The 21,718-nt window shown below is 65.1% G+C and carries 10 protein-coding genes; 7 read left to right on the forward strand and 3 right to left on the reverse strand.

Going from position 1 to position 21,718, the window contains the following annotated elements:
• Window positions 1–237 precede the first annotated feature (237 nt).
• Together ACPQ6D_RS05175 and ACPQ6D_RS05180 are read right to left on the reverse strand one after the other, a co-directional pair.
• On the reverse strand, window positions 238–10,752 hold the full coding sequence (locus ACPQ6D_RS05175) for an outer membrane protein assembly factor BamB family protein (RefSeq protein ID WP_423223237.1): 10,515 nt from the start codon (window positions 10,750–10,752) through the stop codon (window positions 238–240).
• A gap of 126 nt (window positions 10,753–10,878) precedes the next feature.
• Entirely contained in the window at window positions 10,879–12,294 is a 1,416-nt protein-coding gene (locus ACPQ6D_RS05180) for a B12-binding domain-containing radical SAM protein (RefSeq protein WP_423223238.1), read from the reverse strand.
• 240 nt (window positions 12,295–12,534) lie between these two features.
• On the opposite strand from ACPQ6D_RS05180, the gene ACPQ6D_RS05185 reads away from it, so the two are divergent.
• The 3 genes from ACPQ6D_RS05185 to ACPQ6D_RS05195 all read left to right on the forward strand — a co-directional run bounded on the left by ACPQ6D_RS05185 (window position 12,535) and on the right by ACPQ6D_RS05195 (window position 14,893).
• On the forward strand, window positions 12,535–12,861 hold the full coding sequence (locus ACPQ6D_RS05185; RefSeq protein WP_423223239.1) for a YgiT-type zinc finger protein: 327 nt from the start codon (window positions 12,535–12,537) through the stop codon (window positions 12,859–12,861).
• Window positions 12,862–12,928: 67 nt separating this feature from the next.
• Window positions 12,929–13,807: an SMP-30/gluconolactonase/LRE family protein gene (locus ACPQ6D_RS05190; RefSeq protein WP_423223240.1), complete on the forward strand. Its 879-nt coding sequence runs from the start codon at window positions 12,929–12,931 to the stop codon at window positions 13,805–13,807.
• Window positions 13,808–13,951: 144 nt separating this feature from the next.
• Window positions 13,952–14,893, forward strand: coding sequence for a hypothetical protein (locus tag ACPQ6D_RS05195; protein ID WP_423223241.1), 942 nt, complete (start codon window positions 13,952–13,954; stop codon window positions 14,891–14,893).
• A 100-nt stretch (window positions 14,894–14,993) separates the two neighbouring features.
• On the opposite strand, the gene ACPQ6D_RS05200 is transcribed toward ACPQ6D_RS05195, so the two are convergent.
• Window positions 14,994–17,318 carry a M4 family metallopeptidase gene (locus tag ACPQ6D_RS05200; protein ID WP_423223242.1) on the reverse strand — a complete coding sequence of 775 codons (2,325 nt, stop codon included), beginning with the start codon at window positions 17,316–17,318 and terminating at the stop codon, window positions 14,994–14,996.
• 273 nt (window positions 17,319–17,591) lie between these two features.
• Here ACPQ6D_RS05200 and ACPQ6D_RS05205 point away from each other — a divergent pair, with 273 nt between their 5' ends.
• The 4 genes from ACPQ6D_RS05205 to ACPQ6D_RS05220 all read left to right on the forward strand — a co-directional run bounded on the left by ACPQ6D_RS05205 (window position 17,592) and on the right by ACPQ6D_RS05220 (window position 21,712).
• On the forward strand, window positions 17,592–17,714 hold the full coding sequence (locus ACPQ6D_RS05205; RefSeq protein WP_423223243.1) for an LPXTG cell wall anchor domain-containing protein: 123 nt from the start codon (window positions 17,592–17,594) through the stop codon (window positions 17,712–17,714).
• Window positions 17,715–17,849: 135 nt separating this feature from the next.
• The gene (locus tag ACPQ6D_RS05210; protein WP_423223244.1) at window positions 17,850–18,317 is read left to right on the forward strand and encodes a DUF5666 domain-containing protein; all 468 of its coding nucleotides are present in this window, start codon (window positions 17,850–17,852) and stop codon (window positions 18,315–18,317) included.
• 22 nt (window positions 18,318–18,339) lie between these two features.
• Window positions 18,340–20,010, forward strand: coding sequence for an efflux RND transporter periplasmic adaptor subunit (locus ACPQ6D_RS05215; protein ID WP_423223245.1), 1,671 nt, complete (start codon window positions 18,340–18,342; stop codon window positions 20,008–20,010).
• A 16-nt stretch (window positions 20,011–20,026) separates the two neighbouring features.
• On the forward strand, window positions 20,027–21,712 hold the full coding sequence (locus tag ACPQ6D_RS05220; protein ID WP_423223246.1) for an efflux RND transporter periplasmic adaptor subunit: 1,686 nt from the start codon (window positions 20,027–20,029) through the stop codon (window positions 21,710–21,712).
• Window positions 21,713–21,718 lie beyond the last annotated feature (6 nt).

Genomic DNA, 21,718 nt, shown 5'->3' on the forward strand with positions numbered 1-21,718 from the left:
GAGAAAGCGGTCAACGAGAGCAGAGTTCGGCTGCCGGAGATTCGCTACAAGCCCCTTCGGCAAGCGTTCGACTGAGCTCGCCGAAGTCGCTGCGCCGCTTCACCGGGCAGGCGCTGGACAGTGTGGCCGGCGGGCTGCGCTTTGACAACCACGAAACCGCTGACCGCGAGCATCTCGCGGTCAGCGGTTTTATCGTTCACGGCGTTTTGGGAGAAAGCGCCGAGCTGTCGGCGTTCGCTAACAGCTCGTGCCCCAACGCGCCGCCACCATCTGGATATCCACAATCGTCACAAAGCCATCGCCATTGAGATCATAGCCAGCCGGCGCGGGCTGCCCCCACAGCCCGGCAATCGCGATCAGATCAGCGATGTCAATCACGCCGCTGTGATCGAAGTCAGGACAGATGCCGCCATCCACCCGTATGTCAATCTGCTCGCTCGACCGCGCCAACATTCCCTCGCCGGCGACGACGGCGAACGCGGTGCGCGTGACCGCCTGCGTGGCCTGCGCCGTCCACGTCAGCGTCACGGGGACGTCTGGAGCAACGAAGCCGGTCCAGGTCACAGGCTGCGTCAGGGTGATGGCGCCGGTCGAGGCCGCGCCGCTCAACGGATTGAGGCCGTACGTGCTGAAGGGGAAGGCGACCTCGGCCGTCAGCGGGTAGCTGGTGGTCACCAGGGCGCTGTATGCCACTACGCCGCCCACCACGGTCGTCGTCGGGACGACGCTCAGGCTGATGCCGTAGTTCGGCTCCACACTGATGCCAACGAAGTCAGGCTTGCTGACGTTGCCGGCTTGATCCACGGCCACGGCCTGCATGAAGTTGAGGCCGACGGTGATCGGCACCGATGCGCTCCAGGCGCTGCTGTTGACCGTGGCCGTGATGCCGTTGACAAGGACGAAATCCAACCCGGTCTCCTCGGTGACAATGCCGCTGACGGTGATCAGGCTTTGGCCTACCGGCATGGGCACGGTCGCGGCGTTCAGCGGCGCGGTGATCTGCACCTCGGGCTGCGTCGTGTCGAACACGTCGGCCACCTTGTAGGCTGACTGACGGGTCGAGGTCATGCCCTGGCTGTCGGTCACGGTCGCCAGCAGGACTTCGTCGCGCACCGTGGCCGTGGGGATGGCAAACGTCAGTTGCGCGAAGCCGGTCAGCACCACGCTCTGGCTGAGCAGCGGCGTGCTGTCGGAGGTTGTCACCAGCACCTGCGTCGCGCCGACGCCGAAGAGGCTGACCGCGCCGCTGCCCGGCTGGCCGGGGCTGTAGACGCCGCGGTCGGCGCCCAAACCGGTGATGGTGGCCGCGCCGACATCCACGGTCGCCGCGTCGCCGCCCAGGATGTTGCCAGACGCGCTGTCCATGACTTCCAGCACGATCTGGTGCGCGCCAGGCTGTGTCGTATTCAAGATGCCGTGCAGAACGACTGGGGTCGCCCCCGCCGGCAGGGAGATGATCTGCCGGGCCGCAGCGCCCAGGTCGAGCAGCGCGCCGTCAGGCGCCAGCGCGTAGGCCGAGACCGCTGCGTTGGGCACAGGCCGGTTGACGCGCAGCGTGGCCGTGACCGTGATCGGGCTGCCAGGCAGCAGGCCTTGAGGCAAGGGAGCGGCCGGCCCGCGCCGGGGCGCTGCGCTTGCGCCCGCCGCCTGCACCGCCAACTGCTCGGTTTGCAGATCAACCCCAAACACATCCACCGGCAGGCTGCGCACTTCGCCGTCGTAGCCGTAGGTGAAGAAGTAGCGCCCACTGCGCACCATGGCCGGCAGCGCGTAATCCATCGTGAAGACGCCTGCGGTGCTGGCAGGCCGGGTGATCGGCACGGTTTCGGTCAGCGCCAGGCTGGTCCAGAGCACCGATCCCGGCGCGTCCGGGGCCGAGGAGAGCGGGATCGCGGCCGGCGCCAAGACAAAAGCGCCGTCCACGGGCCGCTGCAGGTGCAAGGTGAGATGCACCGTTTCGCCCGATTGGTAGCGTGCGCGATCCGATTCCAGCCACACGTCAGGATCGTCCCGCACCGGAATCCAACGGCTGTCAATGATCAGGTTGTGGCGCGTCTGCTCCGGGCTCAGCGCGTGCGTTTGCACGAGCACGCTCGCGCGGTCGCCGCTGGGGCCAACGTCGAAGGTCCACGGGATCACCACATCGTCGCCTGCGCCCAGCCCCACGGTCTGCGTCAGAGTCTGTGTGCCATAACGCAGCGCCACGTCGTAGAGCGCGCTCGCGCCGCTGAGGCCGTGCAGGGAGATCGTCCAGGTGGCCGGTGTGTTGGGCGCATAGCTGGTCGCGTCGAGGGTTTGGGCCAGGGTCATCTGGATGCCGCTGATGGCAACCGTGGCGCGCTGTTCGCTGTCGCCGCTGCGCACACTCGCCGCGTAGAGGCCATCCACCAGGTCAGGCGGCGCGGTGACGGTAAAATCATAGGCGGCCGTGGTGTAGCCCGCCACCGGGGTCAACACTTGGTACTCCTGATCGAACAGCAGGTAGGTCAACGGCATGTCGCCGGCCGGCCCGTTGTTGGTGATGAGGGCCGAAAGCGTGACCGCGCCGCCCGGGCTGCCGGCCGTGGCCGCCGCCCCGGTGAGCACGGCTTGCGGCGCCCATCGCGGCGCTCCGTTGATGGAAAGCTGGCCGCTGGCGGCAGCCGCGTCATCGGCCGTGACCAGGCGGCCGCGCAGCGTGTGCCCGCCCGACCGCTGGCTCAAGTCCAGGGTCAGATAGGTCGTATTCGCATCGCCGGGGTAAAGGGTCAGCGCCGTGGTGGAGACCACCGCGTCGCCGTCTTCGATGACCAGCGCGCCGCGCCAGGGCTGTTCGCTGCTGTAGGCGCTCCTGGCCGTCACATAGACCTGCTGCGTCTGCTGTTCGTCCATGGGATCAGCCTGCACGTCCACCGTGAGGTGATAGATCGGGGCCACGACGCGGAAGCTCAGCGTGGCGCTGCCAATCACGTGACCGAGGCGCGCATGGCGCACGGTCAGGCTGGCGCTGTAGTCGCCGACGGGCACGGCGCCCAGCGGCACGCTGATGCTGTTGATCCCCGGGGCGATGGTGCGCAGCTCGGAGCCGGCGCGGCTGACCGGGCCGCTCAGGCTGTAGTCGGCCACGACATCGAAAGTGGCCGGGCTGGCGTTATCGAGCACAAAGGCCAGGCCGGCGTTATCGCCCTGCACCAGGTCAGGCCCGGCGCTGGGTCGTTGACCCGCGCCGATGAGACTGCCCTCGTTACGCAGCACGCCGGTCGGGGTGATGGTCGCGCTGACGGTCTGGTCCGCAACCTGCAGCACAATGTTATCCGTGCGGCTGACGTCGCCGCTGTAAACGACGCTGACGGTGTAGGCGCCCGCCAGGGTCGGCGTGACGCTGCGGGTCAGGGTGGTGTCTTGGCCCGGGTCGAGCTGGATGGCCTGCGGGCCATTGCCGATGTCTACGGTGGCGAGGGCCGGGACTGCCCCCGCGTTATTCAGAAAGACCTGCAGATCGGCCGTTTCGCCCAGGGCAATGCTGGCCGGTACGAATTGACCGCTGGCGGCCAACGTGGCCGGGTTGATCTGCACGACCGTGGCGACGCTGAGCGCGCCTTCGGTCGTCGCGGTGTAAACCACCGATCCGGCCGGCGGCGTGGGGTCGTTGGCGCTGAAGCTGGCCTGCGCGCCTGGCGGGATGTTGGGCAAAGTCGCCGTGTAGATCGTCGCGCCATCGCTGCGCGTGATCGTCACCGGCAGCGTACGCGTGACGCCGGCGCTGTTGTTGACCGAGCCGGTCAGATGAACCGTCGCCAGGGCGTCATCCGCGGGGTAGCCCGGCAGATTGGCGCGATAGCGTGCCCGATCGGCCGTCAGGGTCAGGCCAATCTCGTTGACCGCAAACGCGTGGCTGGCGCGCGCCAGGATTTGGCGGCTGCTGGGAGGCGCTGCGGCCGGTTGTGACCCAAAGAGCGTGCCTTCCAGGAGCAGCGCGCCGCGCGCGCGCGGATCGTCCAGCAGATTGGGCGCATCCAGCACGCGCGGGTAGGTCAACACGCCGGCGCCATTGACCGCCTGCCATTCCTCACGCAGGACGATCGGGTCGCCCTGGGTGTCGGCGCTGCCGATGGGGGCGGCAGCCTGCAGGGCGTAGAAGACCGTTTCGGAATCGGGGCGCTGAGCCTGGGCGCCAGCAGCTCCAGCCTGCCGTGTTTCCCCCGGCGTGTAGCCGCCGACCAGGCCGGCGCTGCTCAGCGCCAGCGATTCGACGCTCGCCGGCAGATTGGCCGCGACGGTGTCTTGCTCGGAGAGGACCGTGCCGTCCAGCGCCACCAGCATCAGCTTAGACGACCCACCAAACCTATTCATGCGATAGATCACCAGGCGGTCGGCCGCGCCCACCATGACGTACTCCTGATTCTCGTACGCCAGCAGCGAACGCCGGATGCCGGTATTCAGGTTGAGGCCCTCGATGCTGTCCAGGCGCCCCGTGTCAGAGTAGACGCGTGTGGCCAGGAACAGCTCATGATCGGTCAGGACGGTGCTGGCCGGATCGAACTGGGCCTCAGGGAAAACGGTGCTGCTGGTCTCGTCGCCGGTGGGCGCCGCAAACGCCACGGTATGCTGCTCATACTGGTTTGCCATCGGATTGTAGGTCCAGTAATACGTCACGACGTAGCCGGAATTGGCGACGACCAGCGACGGACTCTCTGGCAGGGTCACGCTCCACAGGGCATCACCCGTGCCAATGTCATACGCGTTGAGGCTATTGTTGACGCCAACGAAGAGACGCCCATCAGCCAGGAGCGCGTCGTTGGCGCTGGCCGCGATGGTGCGTAGAGTGTTGCCGCCATCAGGATCGAGCACCTCGAAACCATTGTTGGTGCGCACAACCAACGCCGTGTCGGAGGCCAAGAGCAGACCGGGGTTGTCGAGCGTGCGCGACCAAACCAGCGCGCCGCTGTGAACATCGTACGCGGCGATGGCGCCCTCATAGCCACGCGTGACGACGGCATAGCGATGGTTGATGACGAGGCGGTTGGCATCGGGAATTTCCAGCGGGCCCCAGCGCGCATCGCCGCTGGTGCTGTCCAGCGCGACCAGGCGCCTGGGCAGGTTGGTGTTGCTATCGGCAGCCAGAAGCAGAATCACCAGGTCATCCACGGCCGCGGGCAGCGCACCCGGATCGCCTGACACGGTCCACGTGGCGGTAAACGGCGCGGTTGCGGTCTGGGCAATGTGCCCGCTGCGCCCCGCGTCGCCCTGTTGGCTGAACCATCCATCCCAGCCGCCGACGCGCGGGCTGGGCTTGAGCACGCGCAGGCGCAAACTGGCGCCGGCCAGGGCGGTCGGCGTGGTCACGGTGCTCGTGGTGGTGACGGTGTCGGTGGGCGCGTACACATCCGCATCGGTGACGACCCCCAGCGCCGCGCTGGCGCCGGTCACGGCTACGGCCTGGCGCAGAGAAACGAAGCTGTTGACTCGATCGCGTCCCTGGGCTGCCAGGTGGTAGGAACCGGAACGTACGCCCTGGGGAACCGTGAGCGTGAACGCGCGCGTGACGCTCAGCGGGAGCGTCTCCGTGATGGCGAGCGAGACGACCTGGATGTCATCGGCGTCCAGCAGGGATAGGCTGCCGGTCAAGGTCGTGCTGATGCCGCCGCGGTTCGTCAGAGAGACCGGCAGCGATGCCCCGGCCTGCACGTTTCCTGGGGCATCGAGGACAAGATCGTAGGGCGCCGCACGGAATGTGGCGCTGGTGTACCAGCTGTTGAGCCGCGGGGTGCTGACCTCCAACCCGTAGTTGCCGCTCTTGGGCAAATCGGGCACCGTCAGTGTCACTTCCAACCCGTCCGCTGTCACCGTAGCGGTTGGCACGCTGGTGAAATAGGTGAAGCTGTAATCCTGGCTGTGCAGGTAGATGTTGTAAGGGCCGCCCGCTGGCAGCTGCGCGCCCGTGGGCGGCGGCACGATGCGTGCGGTCAGCGCCTGACCGGCGTTCACCTGCGCGTCGGCCACTGTCAGACCGGGCGCGTTGACCGTCAGGGGGAAGCTGTAGGCGGTTGTTGACGCGCTGGCCGCGGCTCGACTGAGCTCGCCGAAGTCGCCCGTGATCTGCGAGGTCATGCTGACGACGACGGTGTAGTAGGCGTAGAGATCGAGGCTGGCCGGCAAGTCAAGGTCCAGATCCAGCGTTTGGAAACCACCGCCAATCGGTACGGTGATGACTGGCCCGGCGCTCAGAGGAGAGCCGTACAGGTTGAGGATGGTTTGGAGGCGCGCCGTGCCCTCGAAACCGGCATCATCCAGGCCGACCAAGACCGCGCCTGCGGTGCGCTGGCCGATGGTGGGAGACGTGGTGAGCGCCGCATCGAAGACAGTGGCCGGCGCACGCACGGGGATGGTCACGGTCTGCGCCGGAAACCCGCCAGGCAGGGCCGCGCGCACGGTATACTGTGCGCCGGCCGCAGCCGCGGGCAGGTTCACATTCAGCACGGTCGTTAAGTAACCGACGGCCGCGACCAGCGAAGTCGTCGTAGAGGTGATGAGCACGCCGTTGCGGCGCACCTCCCAGTCAACCGGCGTGCCGGGTACGCCGTTCAGGACGCTGGCGGTGATGATGGCCGTGGCGTCCAGGCCCGCCACGACACTGGTCGGCGTGGCATCGAGGCCGATCGAGGGGACGCGCAGGCTGAGCGGCGCAATCGCCTGGCTGACCACTTCGCCGTCCTCTTGCGCTTCCAGGCGCACCAGGTGCGACTTGGCAACCACGGTGGTATAGGTCTGCGTGATGACGCTGTGCGGGTCCACGGTCACGGTTTGCGGTGCGGCTTGCAGCCCGCTCACGGCTGCCAGGGTGAAGGTGCGCGCCACCGGCCGGTCATTGCGCAGCGTGGCGGTCAGCGTCGCGACCGCGCCGAAGGGGTAGTCGGGTTGGTCGCTGGTGAGACGGAAGTTGAACAGATCGGCTTTGACGGCTGCCGAACGCACCTGGTAGAAGGGGCCGGGAATGACGCCGGAGTAGCCCCAGGTGTTTGGATCGAAGCTGGGATTGCCGCCCAAGAAATAGCCGATGCGAAGAATGCCGGGTCGTTCGGGCGCTGGGAAGTTGAACGCGACCGTGGCCGCGGCTCCAGGCGCCAGCGGCGGGTTCAAGGTGATGATCTGCACGGCCCGCGTGGGATTCGGTTGATGCACGGCCCAGCGCCAGCTCTCGCCCAGGCGCCGCTCGTAATAATCGTCCCAGACAGTCACTTCGGTCATGGTGAGGGCCGTGGTGTTGGTGACTGGCGTGCTGAAACTGACCGTCTGGCCGGGCGCGACTGTCGCCAAGAGCGATGCGCCGCCGCGCAGCGCGGCCACGCCAAAGAGGGCGCGCGCGAAGATAATGTCATCATCGCTTTGCAGACCGTTCATGTAGAAGTCCGGGTACGCGGACGTGGCCACGACCAGGCCGGCGCCGTACGGATACTCGATCATGGCGGGCATCTGGTTGCCCGTGGTGCGCATCAAGACCACGGTAGCCGAGGTCGGCCACTGCGTGAAGGAGCCATCCACCTGAATGTTGGGGCGGTCGCGGTCCAGGCCGGTGATCCAGGCGGAGGCGTTGATGATGCGCACGGATGCATCCTTGCACAGGATGTCCTGGAAGTAGCCCAGGCCCTGCACCTCGCCGCCGGGCAGCAGCCCCCAATCGGGGCTGTCAGCCTGCGCCAGTACGACGAGCGTGCCGCCAATCGCGGTGTAAGTCGCCAGCCAGGCGCGCGCCTGTGCGCTCTCCTGGTAGCGATAGAGCCCGCCGCTGGGCACGATGACCACCGGCGGGGCCTGGTAGGGGTCCACATAGCGGCTTTCGGCCAGGCGGCTCGTACCGGTGCCGGCCACGATCTCGACCGGTCGCGCCTTGATGCCGAGGCTGCCGATGGCGCCTATCGCATCGAAGACCAGGCCGCTGTCCAGGATGCCCACGCCGGTCGCGCTCGTCATCTGGCGCAGTTCCCGCTGCAGCTCCAGCTCCTGACCGCGCAGGCCGGCGTAGATGCGGCGGGCAAACTCGAGCGCATCGCGCAGCACGCGGCGCTCCCGATCGAAAGTTGTGTTGTCGAGCTGGACGTAAAAATCGGTGTAAGCGGACTGCACTGCGTCGGTGATGGTCTGCCCTGGAGGCGGCAGGACGGTGCCGCTGATCAGGCTGCGCACCTGCACGTCGGCCGCCTGGTAAATGGCGTCCATTTCTAGCGTGTGGCTGATCATCTTCTGCGTGTCGGCCTCGAAGATCGCCAGCTCGGTGGCCGCCAGGGAGACGCGGTAGTAAGCGGCGGCGTGCGTGAAGCCGGCCTGATCTGCGATGGACACCTGCTGCTGGTAATACTGCAAGTCGCCGCTGAGGCCGGCCGGCGAGGGGTCATGATCGTTGAGCGAGGCGTCACGACGATCATCGGGCGAGCCGTTGGGCGGCGGCGGGTTCTTTTTGCCACCGCCGCCGGTGCCGCCGCTCCCACTGCTCCCGCCGCCGCCACAGCCGCCGCCGACTGACTGCTTCTGCGCTTCGCTGATCACCTTGAAGACGGTGTCCATGGTCTTGGCTGTTTCCACCAGGCGATAGACAAAGGTGATATACTGATAGCCGTTGGCAATGCTGATCACCAGGTCGAGCAGGGCCGATGCCTTCAGCTTGAGGCCGAACTTGCCGCCGACCTCCAGGTTGAATTCACCGAAGATGCCCAGCTCATTGGGAGTCTTGTCTGCTTCCAGTTTGAAGGCAAAGACCGGCGCCAGTTCCGCCCCCAGGAACCAGAGGCCGGGAATGGTGAAGCGTATCTTGGCTTTGCTTTGGAAGGTCTCGGAGATTGTCTTGAAGCGGAAGGTAACAAATTTGGCAATCTCCTTGAGCGCGTTCGCGTTGGCCTTGAGTTGATCCTTGGCGGCCTGCAGCGCCTGCTGCGATGGACAAGAGGCCGGGTCAATCAACACGCGCGTGTAGCGGGCGCCCAATGTCGTGGTCAGGGTCAGGCTGCCCAGCGGGATGCCCTCGCCCAACTTGGCGATGATCTTGTCCAGGTCATCCAATTGCGCGACATCGCGGTATTGGTTGCGCAGAAAATCGCGCACGCCGGTGGTGATCGTCGCCACCCAATCGCCGGGCTTGAAGAAAAGACCCGAAGGTTTGGTCTCGCACAGTTCGGAGCAGACCACGGCGTAACTGCCGACGTCAATCTCGATCACCTTGAGCTGAAAGCGAAACGAGGCCGTGATCGAGAAACCGGCGTCGTTGATGGGGCGGCGCAGGTAGTCGTACACGGTCTGCACCAGGTCGCCGACTTTTTGGAAGAGCCAGGAAATGTCGGCCGGGTCATGCACGATGATGCGCAGCCCGGATGGCTCCCCGCGGTCGCTCGGCACGCTGACCTGGTAGGTCAACGGCGCGGCCGGATCGAGCAGGATGGGCGCGGTTTCTTCATAGATCACCACGCCGTGCGGGCCAAGCACCTGCACCGTCAGCTTGTCCTCGACCGTCTTTGGCATCAGCGATTCGATGCGAATGTCATAGCGCCGGGCGAGCGGGTCGTAGGCAAAGCCGTCCACCACGACGCGCTTCTTGTGGTCGTCGGCCTGCACCTGCACCGTCGAGGTGTAGGTCACGGTGCGCCAGGAAAAGGGGCCGCTGCGTTCGCTCTGCACAAAGACCGGCGCCGATGGCGGCGGCGTCGCGGCCTCGGTCGGCAGGTCGGCCAGACGCCGCGTCAGCAGGGCCGCGTAGCCGTCGGGTGTGCGATATTGCACCAGCGCGGTGGTCAGGTCATCGCTGACATTGCCGATCTGCTCGACCTGAGCCACGGGCGGCGCAACCTGCTTTGTTACTTCGACAAAGACCGGTTGGCTGCTGGCTTCGACATGCCCTGACAGCACGGTGGCGTTGAGCAGGTAATAGCCGGCATCAAGATAAATTTCCGCGCGCGCGTGATAGGCATCCAACCGGCGGGCGACAAGGGGCGGCAGCAGCTCTTTGTCCGGCTCCGCGGCGCCTGCGGGAATCAGGTGCAGGGCGGTGAGCTGCACCGCGTCGAGACCCTCATCTATGGCGACGGTCGAGGTCACATCTACGACCAGGCGGCCATCCGGCTCGAAATGGGTGGTCAGGCTGGCGGCGCCGAGCTGTGTGTCATGGCCGATGCGTTGTGCATCCACATCGAAGGTGCGCACTTCGGTTGGACCTAAACCGGGCGCGCTGGCGCTGTAGAAAAAGGGGCCGCCCAGGTGCAGATCGTCCAGCACAAAATGCACACCGGCCGCCCCCCAGGCGTCGGCTGTCGTGCGGCGCTCCAGGTCAACCTGACGCGACGCGTTCCACAGATGAAACGTAACGGGCGTGCCGGCCGGGTTCTGTTGAGCCGCATCCGGTATCACCTCCACGGCGAGGTCGAGCTGGGTGTAGCGCACTTCCTGGCCGTCGCCGCCAACGCGCAGCACAGCGAGCGGCGTTGTCGGCAGTGGGTTGGTGCTGGGATCGCGGTCCGTATCCACGGCCGGCGAAAAGCGCAGCGCGCCGGTCAGCGTCGACGCGGCATGATCTACCGGCGGCGAGGACGACTCCGGGACGGGCGCGGCTTGAGGCGCGCCGGCCGCGCTATTTTCCGCGGCGCTGGCGTCAACACCCGGCGGGGGCAGCAGGCCGATCAGCAGGGTGATCAACAAGAGGTAGGACAGCAGGTTGTAGAGCCGGCGTGAGGTGGAACGCCCGCGCAAACGGCGGCTAAGGCGCGAGGGGAGAGCCATCCAGGATGTCATGAGTCATGCCTCCAAACAAAATCAACGGTTGCCGGCCGCGTGGATGCGACCTGCACGGATTATGCCTGGGATGACTATTCAATCCCTAGTTCAACTCCTGTTCATTTTCAGGTCAAATGATGGGGATCAGACGGCTTCAGTGACGGGGACCACGGCTTGCGGGATGCTGTTGCGCACCCGGTGGCCGATCCCGTCGCTGGCCGGCACCCACTCGCGGTGATTACATTCGAGACGATAGCCGAAATCGGTGCTGAAACTGCTGAAGGCCTTACGCGGCCAATCGCGCACAGGGTAGCGCGCGAGCTGACGCAGGCCGCGGCTGGCAATGCTGTTCCAACCGTACAGTTTGCGCGACAGCCAGTCATAGCCCTGCGCCAGCTGCTCATGGGTCATCTGCGCGGGGTAATAGGTGACATGGTTGGTGTCGTAAAGCGACCAGGGCACGTCCGGCAGCAGGCGATTTTCTTCGATCCACTTGGCGCGCTGCGGTGTGCCCACGTAGGGCGTCAGAACAGTGATGCTGACGCCGTCGAGGCCGCTGCTGCGGATGAAGTCATAGGTGCTTTGGAAGATCTGCGGGGTGTCGCCATCGAAGCCGAAGACGAACAATCCCACGACGCCGATGCCCGCGTCATGGACGCGCTGAATGACCTCACGGTAGCGCTCGATATTGCCCTTGGCCTTGCCGCCCAGTTCACGCCGGTTGCTTGGGTTGGCGCTCTCGAAACCAATGAAGAACTTGTCCAGGTGCGCCTGTCGGGCCAGTTTGAGCAGATCAGGATAGTCGCCCACGAGCAGCTCGGCCTGGCACGTCCAGCCGTGCAGCGGCAGCCGCGCCAGCGCCTTAAAGAGCTGCTCCATGTACTCGGGATGCAGCCGAAAGTTCAGACCAAAGTTGTCGTCGGTCAGGAAAAAGCGCTTGATGCCGCGGCGCTCGATTTCTTCGACGACTTGCTCCACCGGGCGCAGGCGCATGACCGCACCCGAAACCCGGATCGCAGTGCAGAACGTGCAGCTGCGAGGACAGCCGCGCGTAATCTCCATGTACGGCGTCCAGTAATTGCGGTTTTCATCCACCTGCTGCAGCACGCGGCCGGCCAGGGGCGGCAGGAAATCAAGGTTGGCCCATTCCGTGTCCACGTAAGACGGCTGCAGCTGGCCGCGGTCAAAATCGGCAATCATCTGCGGCCAGGTGCGATAGGCCTCACCCACGGCGACGCAGTCAGCCCAGGCGGCCACCTCATCTGGCGCCAGCGTGGCATGTGTGCCGCCAATGACGACCTTTGCCCCGCGTGCTTGCGCGCGCGTGGCGATCCAGCGCGCGCGGTCAATCTGCAGGGTTTTGGCCGTGATCCCCACCAGGTCCTGCGGGCCAAGCTCGTCGAACGGCAGCGGCCGCAGATCTTCGTCAATGATCTGCACATCCACGGCGTCCGGGACAAGCGAAGCCAGGCGCATCAACGTGTACGGCGCCATGGTGCCGCGGCCGAGGAAGCGTCCGTCGCGGCCGGGCTGCACCAGGTAAATTTTGCGGATTGGCATGAGCGCCCTTTCTGCGGTCTGAATTCCTGCACCGCCGAGCGGGCCGGCAATTGCACGCCCAGAAGAAAGCCTTTTTCTGGACGGGCCGAGGATGTCGCCCGATTATATGCACATAGGAGCAAAAGTCAAACGAACCGGGTCGGTGAGGTGCTGCCTGATCAATTTCGGCCAGTTGACGCTCTGCTGCCCAGGTGCTACAATCCGTGCCAGATACGACTGGTTCGCGCGGAGTGAAGCAGGATGAGTGCCTTGCAACGGATTCGCCAACTGGTGATTGATAGGCGCTACGACTTGTCCGCCTACGCCGAAGAAGAGATGTGGATTATGATTTGTGAGTTCTGCGGGGGCCAGACGATCAGGAAGAAGGTCCGCAAGATCCATTGGCTCCGACAACAACTTTATATCGTAGACGATGTCGAAGCTGAAGTCTGCCAAGAGTGCGGTGAGCGCTACTATCATGCCACGACGCTCGATGCCATTGATCGCATGTTGGCCGCGGGTAGCCTGCGCGTCAAAAAGCATCTCAGAGTGCCAGTAGTTGGCATGCGTGCCAGTAGTCCAGCCTGACCGGCGCCTCAACTACAGTATGGCCGATTATTGGCTGGATACATGGCAATAAATGAGGGAGTCAGGCATGACTGAGGTCGAACGTGTCCTCGCCACGCAGTGCGAGCTAGGCGAAGGGCCGTTGTGGGATGCGGCGACGCAGACCCTCTACTTCGTGGACATCCGTGGGCGCTGCTACTACCGCTGGTCTCCTGCGACCGCCGCGCTGAGGCGCGTGGACGTCGGCGTGACGGTGGCCGCGCTGACGCTGCGAGCTGAGGGTGGGCTGCTGCTGGCAACCAGCGCAGGCTTGCAGGCGTGGGATGAAGCGGCTGGCCGCCTGACGCCGCTCGTCAATCCGGAGCCGGACCGGCCCCTCAACCGCTTCAATGACGCCGCCGTGGATCGCTGCGGCCGCTGGTGGGCCGGCACCTACGGCGACGCGCCCTCGGTCTGGGGACAGAGGCTAGGCGCGCTCTACTGCCTGCAGCCGGACGGTCATCTACGCACGATCGAAACCGAGGTCGGCTGTGCGAACGGCATCGGCTGGAGCCCAGACGACAAGACGATGTATTTCACCGATTCCGGCGTGCGCACGATCTACGCCTACGATTTCGACCTGCCCAGCGGGGAGGTGTCCAATCGCCGCGTCTTCGTGCAGCCGCCGCCGGAGTTCGGCACGCCAGACGGGCTGACCGTAGACGCGGAGGGGGGCGTGTGGAGCGCGTGTTGGGGCGGTGGGCAAGTGGTGTGCTATGATCCCGCAGGCCGGCCGGCGCGCATCCTGCGTATACCGGCGCCAAATCCGACGAGCGTTATGTTTGGCGGGCCGCAGCTCGATCAGTTATTCATCACCTCAGCCTGGGATGGGCTGACGCCTGCGCAGCGAGCGGCGGCGCCGATGGCGGGCGATCTCTTCGTCGCCATGCCCGGCGTGCGCGGCCGACCAGAGCCGCGCTTCGGATAGCGCCCCGGCCGTCGTCTGCACGCTCTTCTTTGCCTCGTCCTTAAGCATCTTTTACGATCTCTTTACGGCGACGAGTCATACTTGCCGTAAGCAAATCGCCAGGATGCCCTGGCAAGATTGAAAATCAGAGGAGTATCAAAAACCATGCCCAATCAAGCCATTGATGATAAGGCGACGCCAGCCCCTGCGCTCAGCCCGATGGAGCAACTGGCGAAGGATATCAACGAGCTGCAGGCGCGCTATGAAGACTTGCAGAATAAAGTCAAATTGGGCGATCTGCGCCAGCAGGTGAGCCAGGCCGCTGACCAGGTGAAGGCCGTGGCCGATACGTTGACTTCCGTGCGTGGGCGGGGCTACACGCTGGACAAGGGCCTCGATGAGGGTGTGAGCAGCCTGAACGGGCAGTGGGCGCAGGCGCAGGCCGCGGCTGTCAAGCAGATGGATGAGCAGGCGCCCGCGCTGGCGGCCAGCCTACAACCGTTGGAAAGCCGCATGTTGATGATGGTGGCCGCTTCGACCAACCCCGCCGTGGCGCAGCCCATGGTGGCCGTGGTCAGGACCACGCTGGATGCCGTCGAAAAGCGGTTGAAAACGCTTGCGGAAAGCATCGCGGCGCTGCTCAAGGCGCCCGCTGAGCAGGCCAAGGCGCTGGAGGCGCGGCTCAGCACTATCAACGACATGCTCAAGCTGTTCGCCGAGGCGACCTTCAAGCTGCAGCCCGGGGAATCGCCGGTGGCCGTGGAGCGCGCGGCCTGGTTCCGTCACGGCGACAAGAAGGCCGATGATGATCCCGACGGCTTTATCTTCCTGACCACGCGGCGCCTGTTGTTCGAGCAGAACGAGAAGGTAGCCACCAAGAAGTTCCTGTTCATCACCACCGCATCGGAGACGATCCACCAGCTGCTGCTGGATGTGCCGCTGGCGCAGGTCGGCGCGATAACCCCGCGTGACATGGGCTTCCTCGGCCTGGGCGAGCACATGGACATCGTCTTCGACGGCGCTGCCGTGCCCTCGGCGCATTTCCAACTGGGCGCGGATAACGTCAAGTGGCAGAAGATGATTGAAGACGCGAAGGCGGGTGCTTGATTGAAGATTGCAGATTGAAGATTGCAGACACTTTGCACGAAAAACACCACCCTCATGCCCAGCGGCGCAAGGGTGGTGTTTTTGTTACGGGCTGCGGAGCTTACTCGCTGGCCGGCCGGCTGCGTTCTTCAGTCGGTTCGGGGCCGGACGGCTTGGGCAGGCGCTGCGCAGGTGCAGAGCCAGCATGCGGATCCGGTTGGTCGTCGCCGATGAACGGCACGGTCAACGCGACATCGTCAATGTAGAAGGAACTGCTGTACGACGCGTCCGTGGTGGCGCGGAAGCGCAACGTGACGGTTTGTCCCGCATACGCCGCCAGGCTGACGGTGCCCTGCACAAAGTTCGTGGTGGCATTGGACGAGCACAGGTTGTAGCTCTTGATATCGGTGGTGTTGATGCGCACGCGGCCATAGTCATAACCGCACACGTCCGTCGAGGCGATGCGATACCAGTAGCTCAGCGTGCCGCCCGTGGCGGGCACCACGATGACCTGGCTGATTTCAGCCGTGTCGTTGTTGGCGCCGCCCAGCCAGGCGCGCCAGGAGCCGAGGTGGGCGGCGCCGGTGCTAACCAGCGCGTACCCGAAGGTATCTGATTCAGCCCAGCCGACGTTGCGGCCTGACTCGAAGCCTGGATTGACGATCGCGCCAGAGCCAGAGGGTGTGGGCGTGCGCGTCGGCGTCGCCGTCGCAGCGCCTGGCGTGGGCGTGGCTGTTGCGGCTGCCGGTGTGGGCGTGCGCGTTGCGGTAGCGGCCGACGTGGGCGTGCGCGTCGGCGTTGCCGTGGCGCTGCTTGGCGTCGCGGTGGCGCCGCCAGATCCGCAGATCGGCCCGTTCATCTTGACCGCTTCCAGCGCGTTGCGCACATTGGTGCAGTCAGCCGATGCTGCGCCGTAGAGATCACCGCAGGAGCGGATAAGCCCGTTGTAGTTGTCGAGCATCTTGGCCGAGCTCGTCAGGTAGACCGTGTTCGTACGATACTCAATCGCCGCCGACTTGTCCATGCCGAGCGCGGCGATGGTATAGCCGTTGAAGGTGCCGCCATCTACCATGAGGGCAAAGGCCTTATTGGGCACGCCCGAGTTGGTGTGGACGCCGCCGCTGTCAGACGTGCCGCAGTAGTAGTAGGTGCTGTTGGTGCGGTCGGGATCGCTGAAGCGGGTGGGGTCCATCATGTCGCGAATCGCGCCGATGCCGGGGATGTCCTCGCCCATGTCCCAGCGCACGGCCGAGCTGTCGTTGCCGCCGGTGTTGGTCAGGTCAACCGCTTCGCCGAAGATGTCAGAGTAGCTCTCATTGAGCGCGCCCGACTGGTTGGAATAGACCAGAGCGGAGGAATACTCGGTAACGCCGTGGCTCAACTCGTGCGCGACCACGTCATCGGCCGCGGCAAAACCATCGCCATAGGTCATCTTGGAGCCATCCCAGAACGCGTTCTGATAGCCGGAGCTGTAGCAGACGTAGGAATTGAGCGCGCCGCCGGCGTTGTTGTAGGAGTCACGACCGTAACGGTTGAAATAGAAGTTATAGGTGTCGCCAGCATAGTCGTGCGCGTTGTTGACGTCGGTTGGCGTACAGCTCGGCGCCGTGGTTACCGCTCCCTGCGATTCTGTGCGGGCCAGCGTGGCCGACGTGTAAGACGTGCCATGCTTCATATTATAGGTGTTGCGGTTGCGGCCATCGGTGACAGCCGGGTAGCTGAAGCGCACCTCCGCCGACTGCGCATCCACAAAAACCCACATCGCCAGATGCGGCTGCGACGTCGAATCTACCCGCAGGCGAAAGGCAAGTCCGCTCCTGCTTGGCTGATCGGTAATCAGGCCGGGGTTCAGAATGACCAGGCTGCGGTCGGCGATGAAGGCATCGGCGGCGGCTACCTGACTCAGACCAGCCACGTCCACGACACTGGGCTTGGCGGCGGCGGTGGTGTTGACTGCGGCGGCGTCTGGTAGGGTGTAGCCGTTGACGGCGAGCACATTGCCCTGGGCGTCGAGGTGCACGATCAGGTCAGCGCCAAAGACGGGCACGCCGTTTTGCTGCTGGGCAAAGCGCACATGCGTTTGATTGAGTTTGTCCGAATTGACCGAAGTCAAGCTGAGCTGGCTGGCCTGGTCAGTCAATCCAAAGAGGGCGCCGTAGCTGCCCAGGAAGGCACGCGCTGTAGCTTCGGGGCTGCCCACGCCCGCAAACTCCGATGTGAGGGCGCCTTGCTCGGCGACCACAAAGCGGGCCGCGCCGGTCACCGGGTTGACATCAACCCGCAGCGCGCCCTGCGCCTGGCGTTGCAGTTTCGCCTGGGGGCCGTCATCCTGCCAGGTGGGCGCAGCCATGACCGCGCCGGCGAGCAGCGCCAGCAGGAGGAGCACGCCGCCGATCAAGGCGACGCGACGTTGAAGAGACGACGACGATTGGACCGATGACTTCATAGCAGAACTCAGCCTCCCTATCAGTTGACATAACAATTGATGCGCGGCGCACACCCTGGCGCCCTGAGGTCTCGAAACGGTGAGCGCTTATTATAGGCGAATCGGCCCGCGAGGCAAATTGCGTCGCGCGGCGGCTTGTCAGAACAAACGCTGAAGGCGGAACGCTGAACGCTGCATAGCTGGCGGGGAGGTTGGAGCAGCAGGGCGCATGAGACCGGCGCATCATTCTGCGGCCCAGTCAGCGTGACCTTCGGCGCGCCGACGACTGTGACGGTGAACGGTTTCACGCCGCAAGCTGGGGTGCCGACCGGCTGGCTGCTGGCCGCAGGATTGATTGCGCTGGTCGCTCTTGCCGGCGCGGCCGTTGTCTGGCGCCGCCGTATGGGCGCAGCCTGACCGCAAATCGCCCGACCGGCGGTAACGGCGAATTAACGCCGTCTTTACCGAATCTTAACAATCTCGTGGTATAGTGAGGAGAGCGTTTTCGCAAGAAACGCTGGATGTTGTCTTGAGCAGAGGAGCATAATAACCATGAATCGAACGCTGCAGATCGTCCTCGGCGTTGTCCTTTTGGTTGCGGTGGCCGGAGGTAGTTTTTATGGCGGCACGCTGTATGGTCGCAGCCAGGCGCAGGCCAATTTCCTGGCGCGGCGTACGGGCGGCGCGCCAGGCGCGGGCGTCATATTTGGCGACCCGAATCAGGCCGGAAACGCACGCCGCGCTAACGGCCAGGCCGGTTTCTTGTTCGGGCAGATCGAAGAGATTCGCGATGGCGTCCTGGTCGTGACCGATAACGATGGTAAACAGACGCAGGTGCAGGTGACTGACACGACCCTGATTGAGAAGAACGCATCGGTCAAGGTGACAGATCTACAAAAGGGCGAAACGGTCATTGTGTCTGGTTCACCCGGCAGCGATGGCACCATTACCGCACGCTCGGTCCAGGTTGCGCCTGCTGGCCGGTTTGGTCCAGGCGGGGCTGCCCCAACAGGCCAATAAGCCCGACGGATCGGGGGTTGATATGAAAGCAGTGCGCCTTGCCGCGCTGACGCTGGTTATTGTTGCTGTCGTCATCGGCGGCTTTCTATTCCTGCGCGGCCGCACGGCCGCCACGACGAGCAGCGCGGCGACCAGCGGTTACACGCAGGTCGTCGAAGTGCAGCGCGGCAACCTCAGCGCCAGCCTGAGCGTGGTTGGGCAGGTGGAGGCCGTGCAGCAGGCGAACCTGACCTTCACGCGGCTCAGCGGCACGACCAAGTTGGCGACGCTGGATGTGGCTGCGGGCAACACGGTGACCGCCTCGCAGGTGCTGGCGACCATTGACCCGGCGGTCTACCGGCAAGCCCTTGACCAGGCCCAGAGCGATCTGCAGGCGGCCGAGGAGAACCTGGCCGATCTTAAGGCATCGGTCACCGATCTGGCACGCGCCAAGGCTGACCTGGCGATTGCAAAAGCCGACTATGATAAGCAGCAGGCCGCGTACGATCTGGCGAACTTGCGTGCGCCTGATTTGAGCCGCCTGCGCAACAGCGTCAAGGATGCCGCAGATGCACTTACCCTTGCGCAGGTCCAGCAGACGCTGGCTGAGCACGATGCCTCGGCCAAGAGTGAGCGCGATTTGCAGTACACGGTGGACTGGCATCAGCGTCGAATTGCAGAGCTGCAGGCGCTGATTGCCAATGGCAAGGCCAACGCCGAACAGGTGACGCAGTTGAGCGATGAGCAGACGGCCTTGGGCGAGGCGCAGGCTGACCTGGGACGCGTGCAAGCCCAACGTCAATTGGCGCAGCAAGCCGCGGCCGCAGAGATCGTCAAGGCGCAGGTCGCGCTGGCGGATGCGCAGAAGGCGCTGGCGGATGCGCAGGCCGGGGGCGACAAGCTGGCGATGGCGAAGGCGCAGTTGGCCGTGCAGCAGGCGCAGGTCGCACAGACCGAGGCGGCTGAGAATCGGGCGGATTTGGACAAAGGGCCGGATGCGGTGAAGTTGGCGGGGGCGCAGGCGGATGTGGACAAGAAGCGCCTGGCGGTGGCCGATGCCGAGGCGGCGTTGGCGGGAGCGAATCTGACAGCGCCGTTCGATGGGACGATTCTGCAAACGAATGTGCAGGCGGGGGATTTGGTTTCGAGCAACACGCGCATCCTGACGGTTGCGAACCTGAAGACGCTGCAGATCGTGGCGTCGGTGGATGAGACGACGATTCGGCAAGTGGCGGCCGGGCAGACGGCGACGATCACATTCGATGCGTTTCCGGGGCGGACGCTGCGCGGGCGGGTGGCGTCGGTGCCGCTGCAAGGGACGCTGCAAGGGGATGTGATGGTCTATTCGGTGCCGATCACGCTGACGGGTGCGGTGGAGCTGCCGCTGCTGGTGGGGATGACGGCGAACGTGAAGATCGAACTTGGTCAGGCGACGCAGGTGTTGTTGGTGCCGACGATGGCGCTGCAGCGCAGCGGGGGTCTGGTGCAGGTGCTGGTGCCCAATGCGAGCGAACCGGGCGGCGCGCCGGTGGCGGTGCCGGTGGAGATTGGGCTGAGTGACGGGGTGAACACCGAGATTGTGCGCGGCCTCAACCCCGGCGACAAAGTGGTGATGCAGATCGCAGCCACGCAGTCCACCAACCCGTTCAACTTCCGCGGCGTTGGCGGCGTCCTGGGCGGCGGCGCCCCGCGCACCCAGCCTGCGGGCCGCTAACAGGAGTATACCGGTTATGCAGCAACGAAATCGAATCTGGCCTTTAGCGCTTGGGGTACTCGTGGTGGTCGCGGCCGTCGGTGGATTCCTAATTCTGCGCGGCCGCACGGCCGCCACGGCGAGCAGCGCGGCGACCAGCGGTTACACGCAGGTCGTCGAAGTGCAGCGCGGCGACCTCAGCGCCAGCTTGAGCGTGGTTGGGCAGGTGGAGGCCGTGCAGCAGGCGAACCTGACCTTCACGCGGCTCAGCGGCACGACCAAGTTGGCGACGCTGGATGTGGCTGCGGGCAACACGGTGACCGCCTCGCAGGTGCTGGCGACCATTGACCCGGCGGTCTACCGGCAAGCCCTTGACCAGGCCCAGAGCGATCTGCAGGCGGCCGAGGAGAACCTGGCCGATCTTAAGGCATCGGTCACCGATCTGGCACGCGCCAAGGCTGACCTGGCGATTGCAAAAGCCGACTATGATAAGCAGCAGGCCGCGTACGATCTGGCGAACTTGCGTGCGCCTGATTTGAGCCGCCTGCGCAACAGCGTCAAGGATGCCGCAGATGCACTTACCCTTGCGCAGGTCCAGCAGACGCTGGCTGAGCACGATGCCTCGGCCAAGAGTGAGCGCGATTTGCAGTACACGGTGGACTGGCATCAGCGTCGAATTGCAGAGCTGCAGGCGCTGATTGCCAATGGCAAGGCCAACGCCGAACAGGTGACGCAGTTGAGCGATGAGCAGACGGCCTTGGGCGAGGCGCAGGCTGACCTGGGACGCGTGCAAGCCCAACGTCAATTGGCGCAGCAAGCCGCGGCCGCAGAGATCGTCAAGGCGCAGGTCGCGCTGGCGGATGCGCAGAAGGCGCTGGCGGATGCGCAGGCCGGGGGCGACAAGCTGGCGATGGCGAAGGCGCAGTTGGCCGTGCAGCAGGCGCAGGTCGCACAGACCGAGGCGGCTGAGAATCGGGCGGATTTGGACAAAGGGCCGGATGCGGTGAAGTTGGCGGGGGCGCAGGCGGATGTGGACAAGAAGCGCCTGGCGGTGGCCGATGCCGAGGCGGCGTTGGCGGGAGCGAATCTGACAGCGCCGTTCGATGGGACGATTCTGCAAACGAATGTGCAGGCGGGGGATTTGGTTTCGAGCAACACGCGCATCCTGACGGTTGCGAACCTGAAGACGCTGCAGATCGTGGCGTCGGTGGATGAGACGACGATTCGGCAAGTGGCGGCCGGGCAGACGGCGACGATCACATTCGATGCGTTTCCGGGGCGGACGCTGCGCGGGCGGGTGGCGTCGGTGCCGCTGCAAGGGACGCTGCAAGGGGATGTGATGGTCTATTCGGTGCCGATCACGCTGACGGGTGCGGTGGAGCTGCCGCTGCTGGTGGGGATGACGGCGAACGTGAAGATCGAACTTGGTCAGGCGACGCAGGTGTTGTTGGTGCCGACGATGGCGCTGCAGCGCAGCGGGGGTCTGGTGCAGGTGCTGGTGCCCAATGCGAGCGAACCGGGCGGCGCGCCGGTGGCGGTGCCGGTGGAGATTGGGCTGAGCGACGGGGTGAACACCGAGATTGTGCGCGGCCTCAACCCCGGCGACAAAGTGGTGATGCAGATCGCAGCCACGCAGTCCACCAACCCGTTCAACTTCCGCGGCGCAGGCGGCGTCCTGGGCGGCCCTGAAGGCGGGCCTCGGATTCAGGTCATTGGCCGGTAATAGGAG

It is taken from the genome of Candidatus Amarolinea aalborgensis, assembly GCF_900491745.1.
Classification (GTDB): domain Bacteria; phylum Chloroflexota; class Anaerolineae; order SSC4; family Amarolineaceae; genus Amarolinea; species Amarolinea aalborgensis.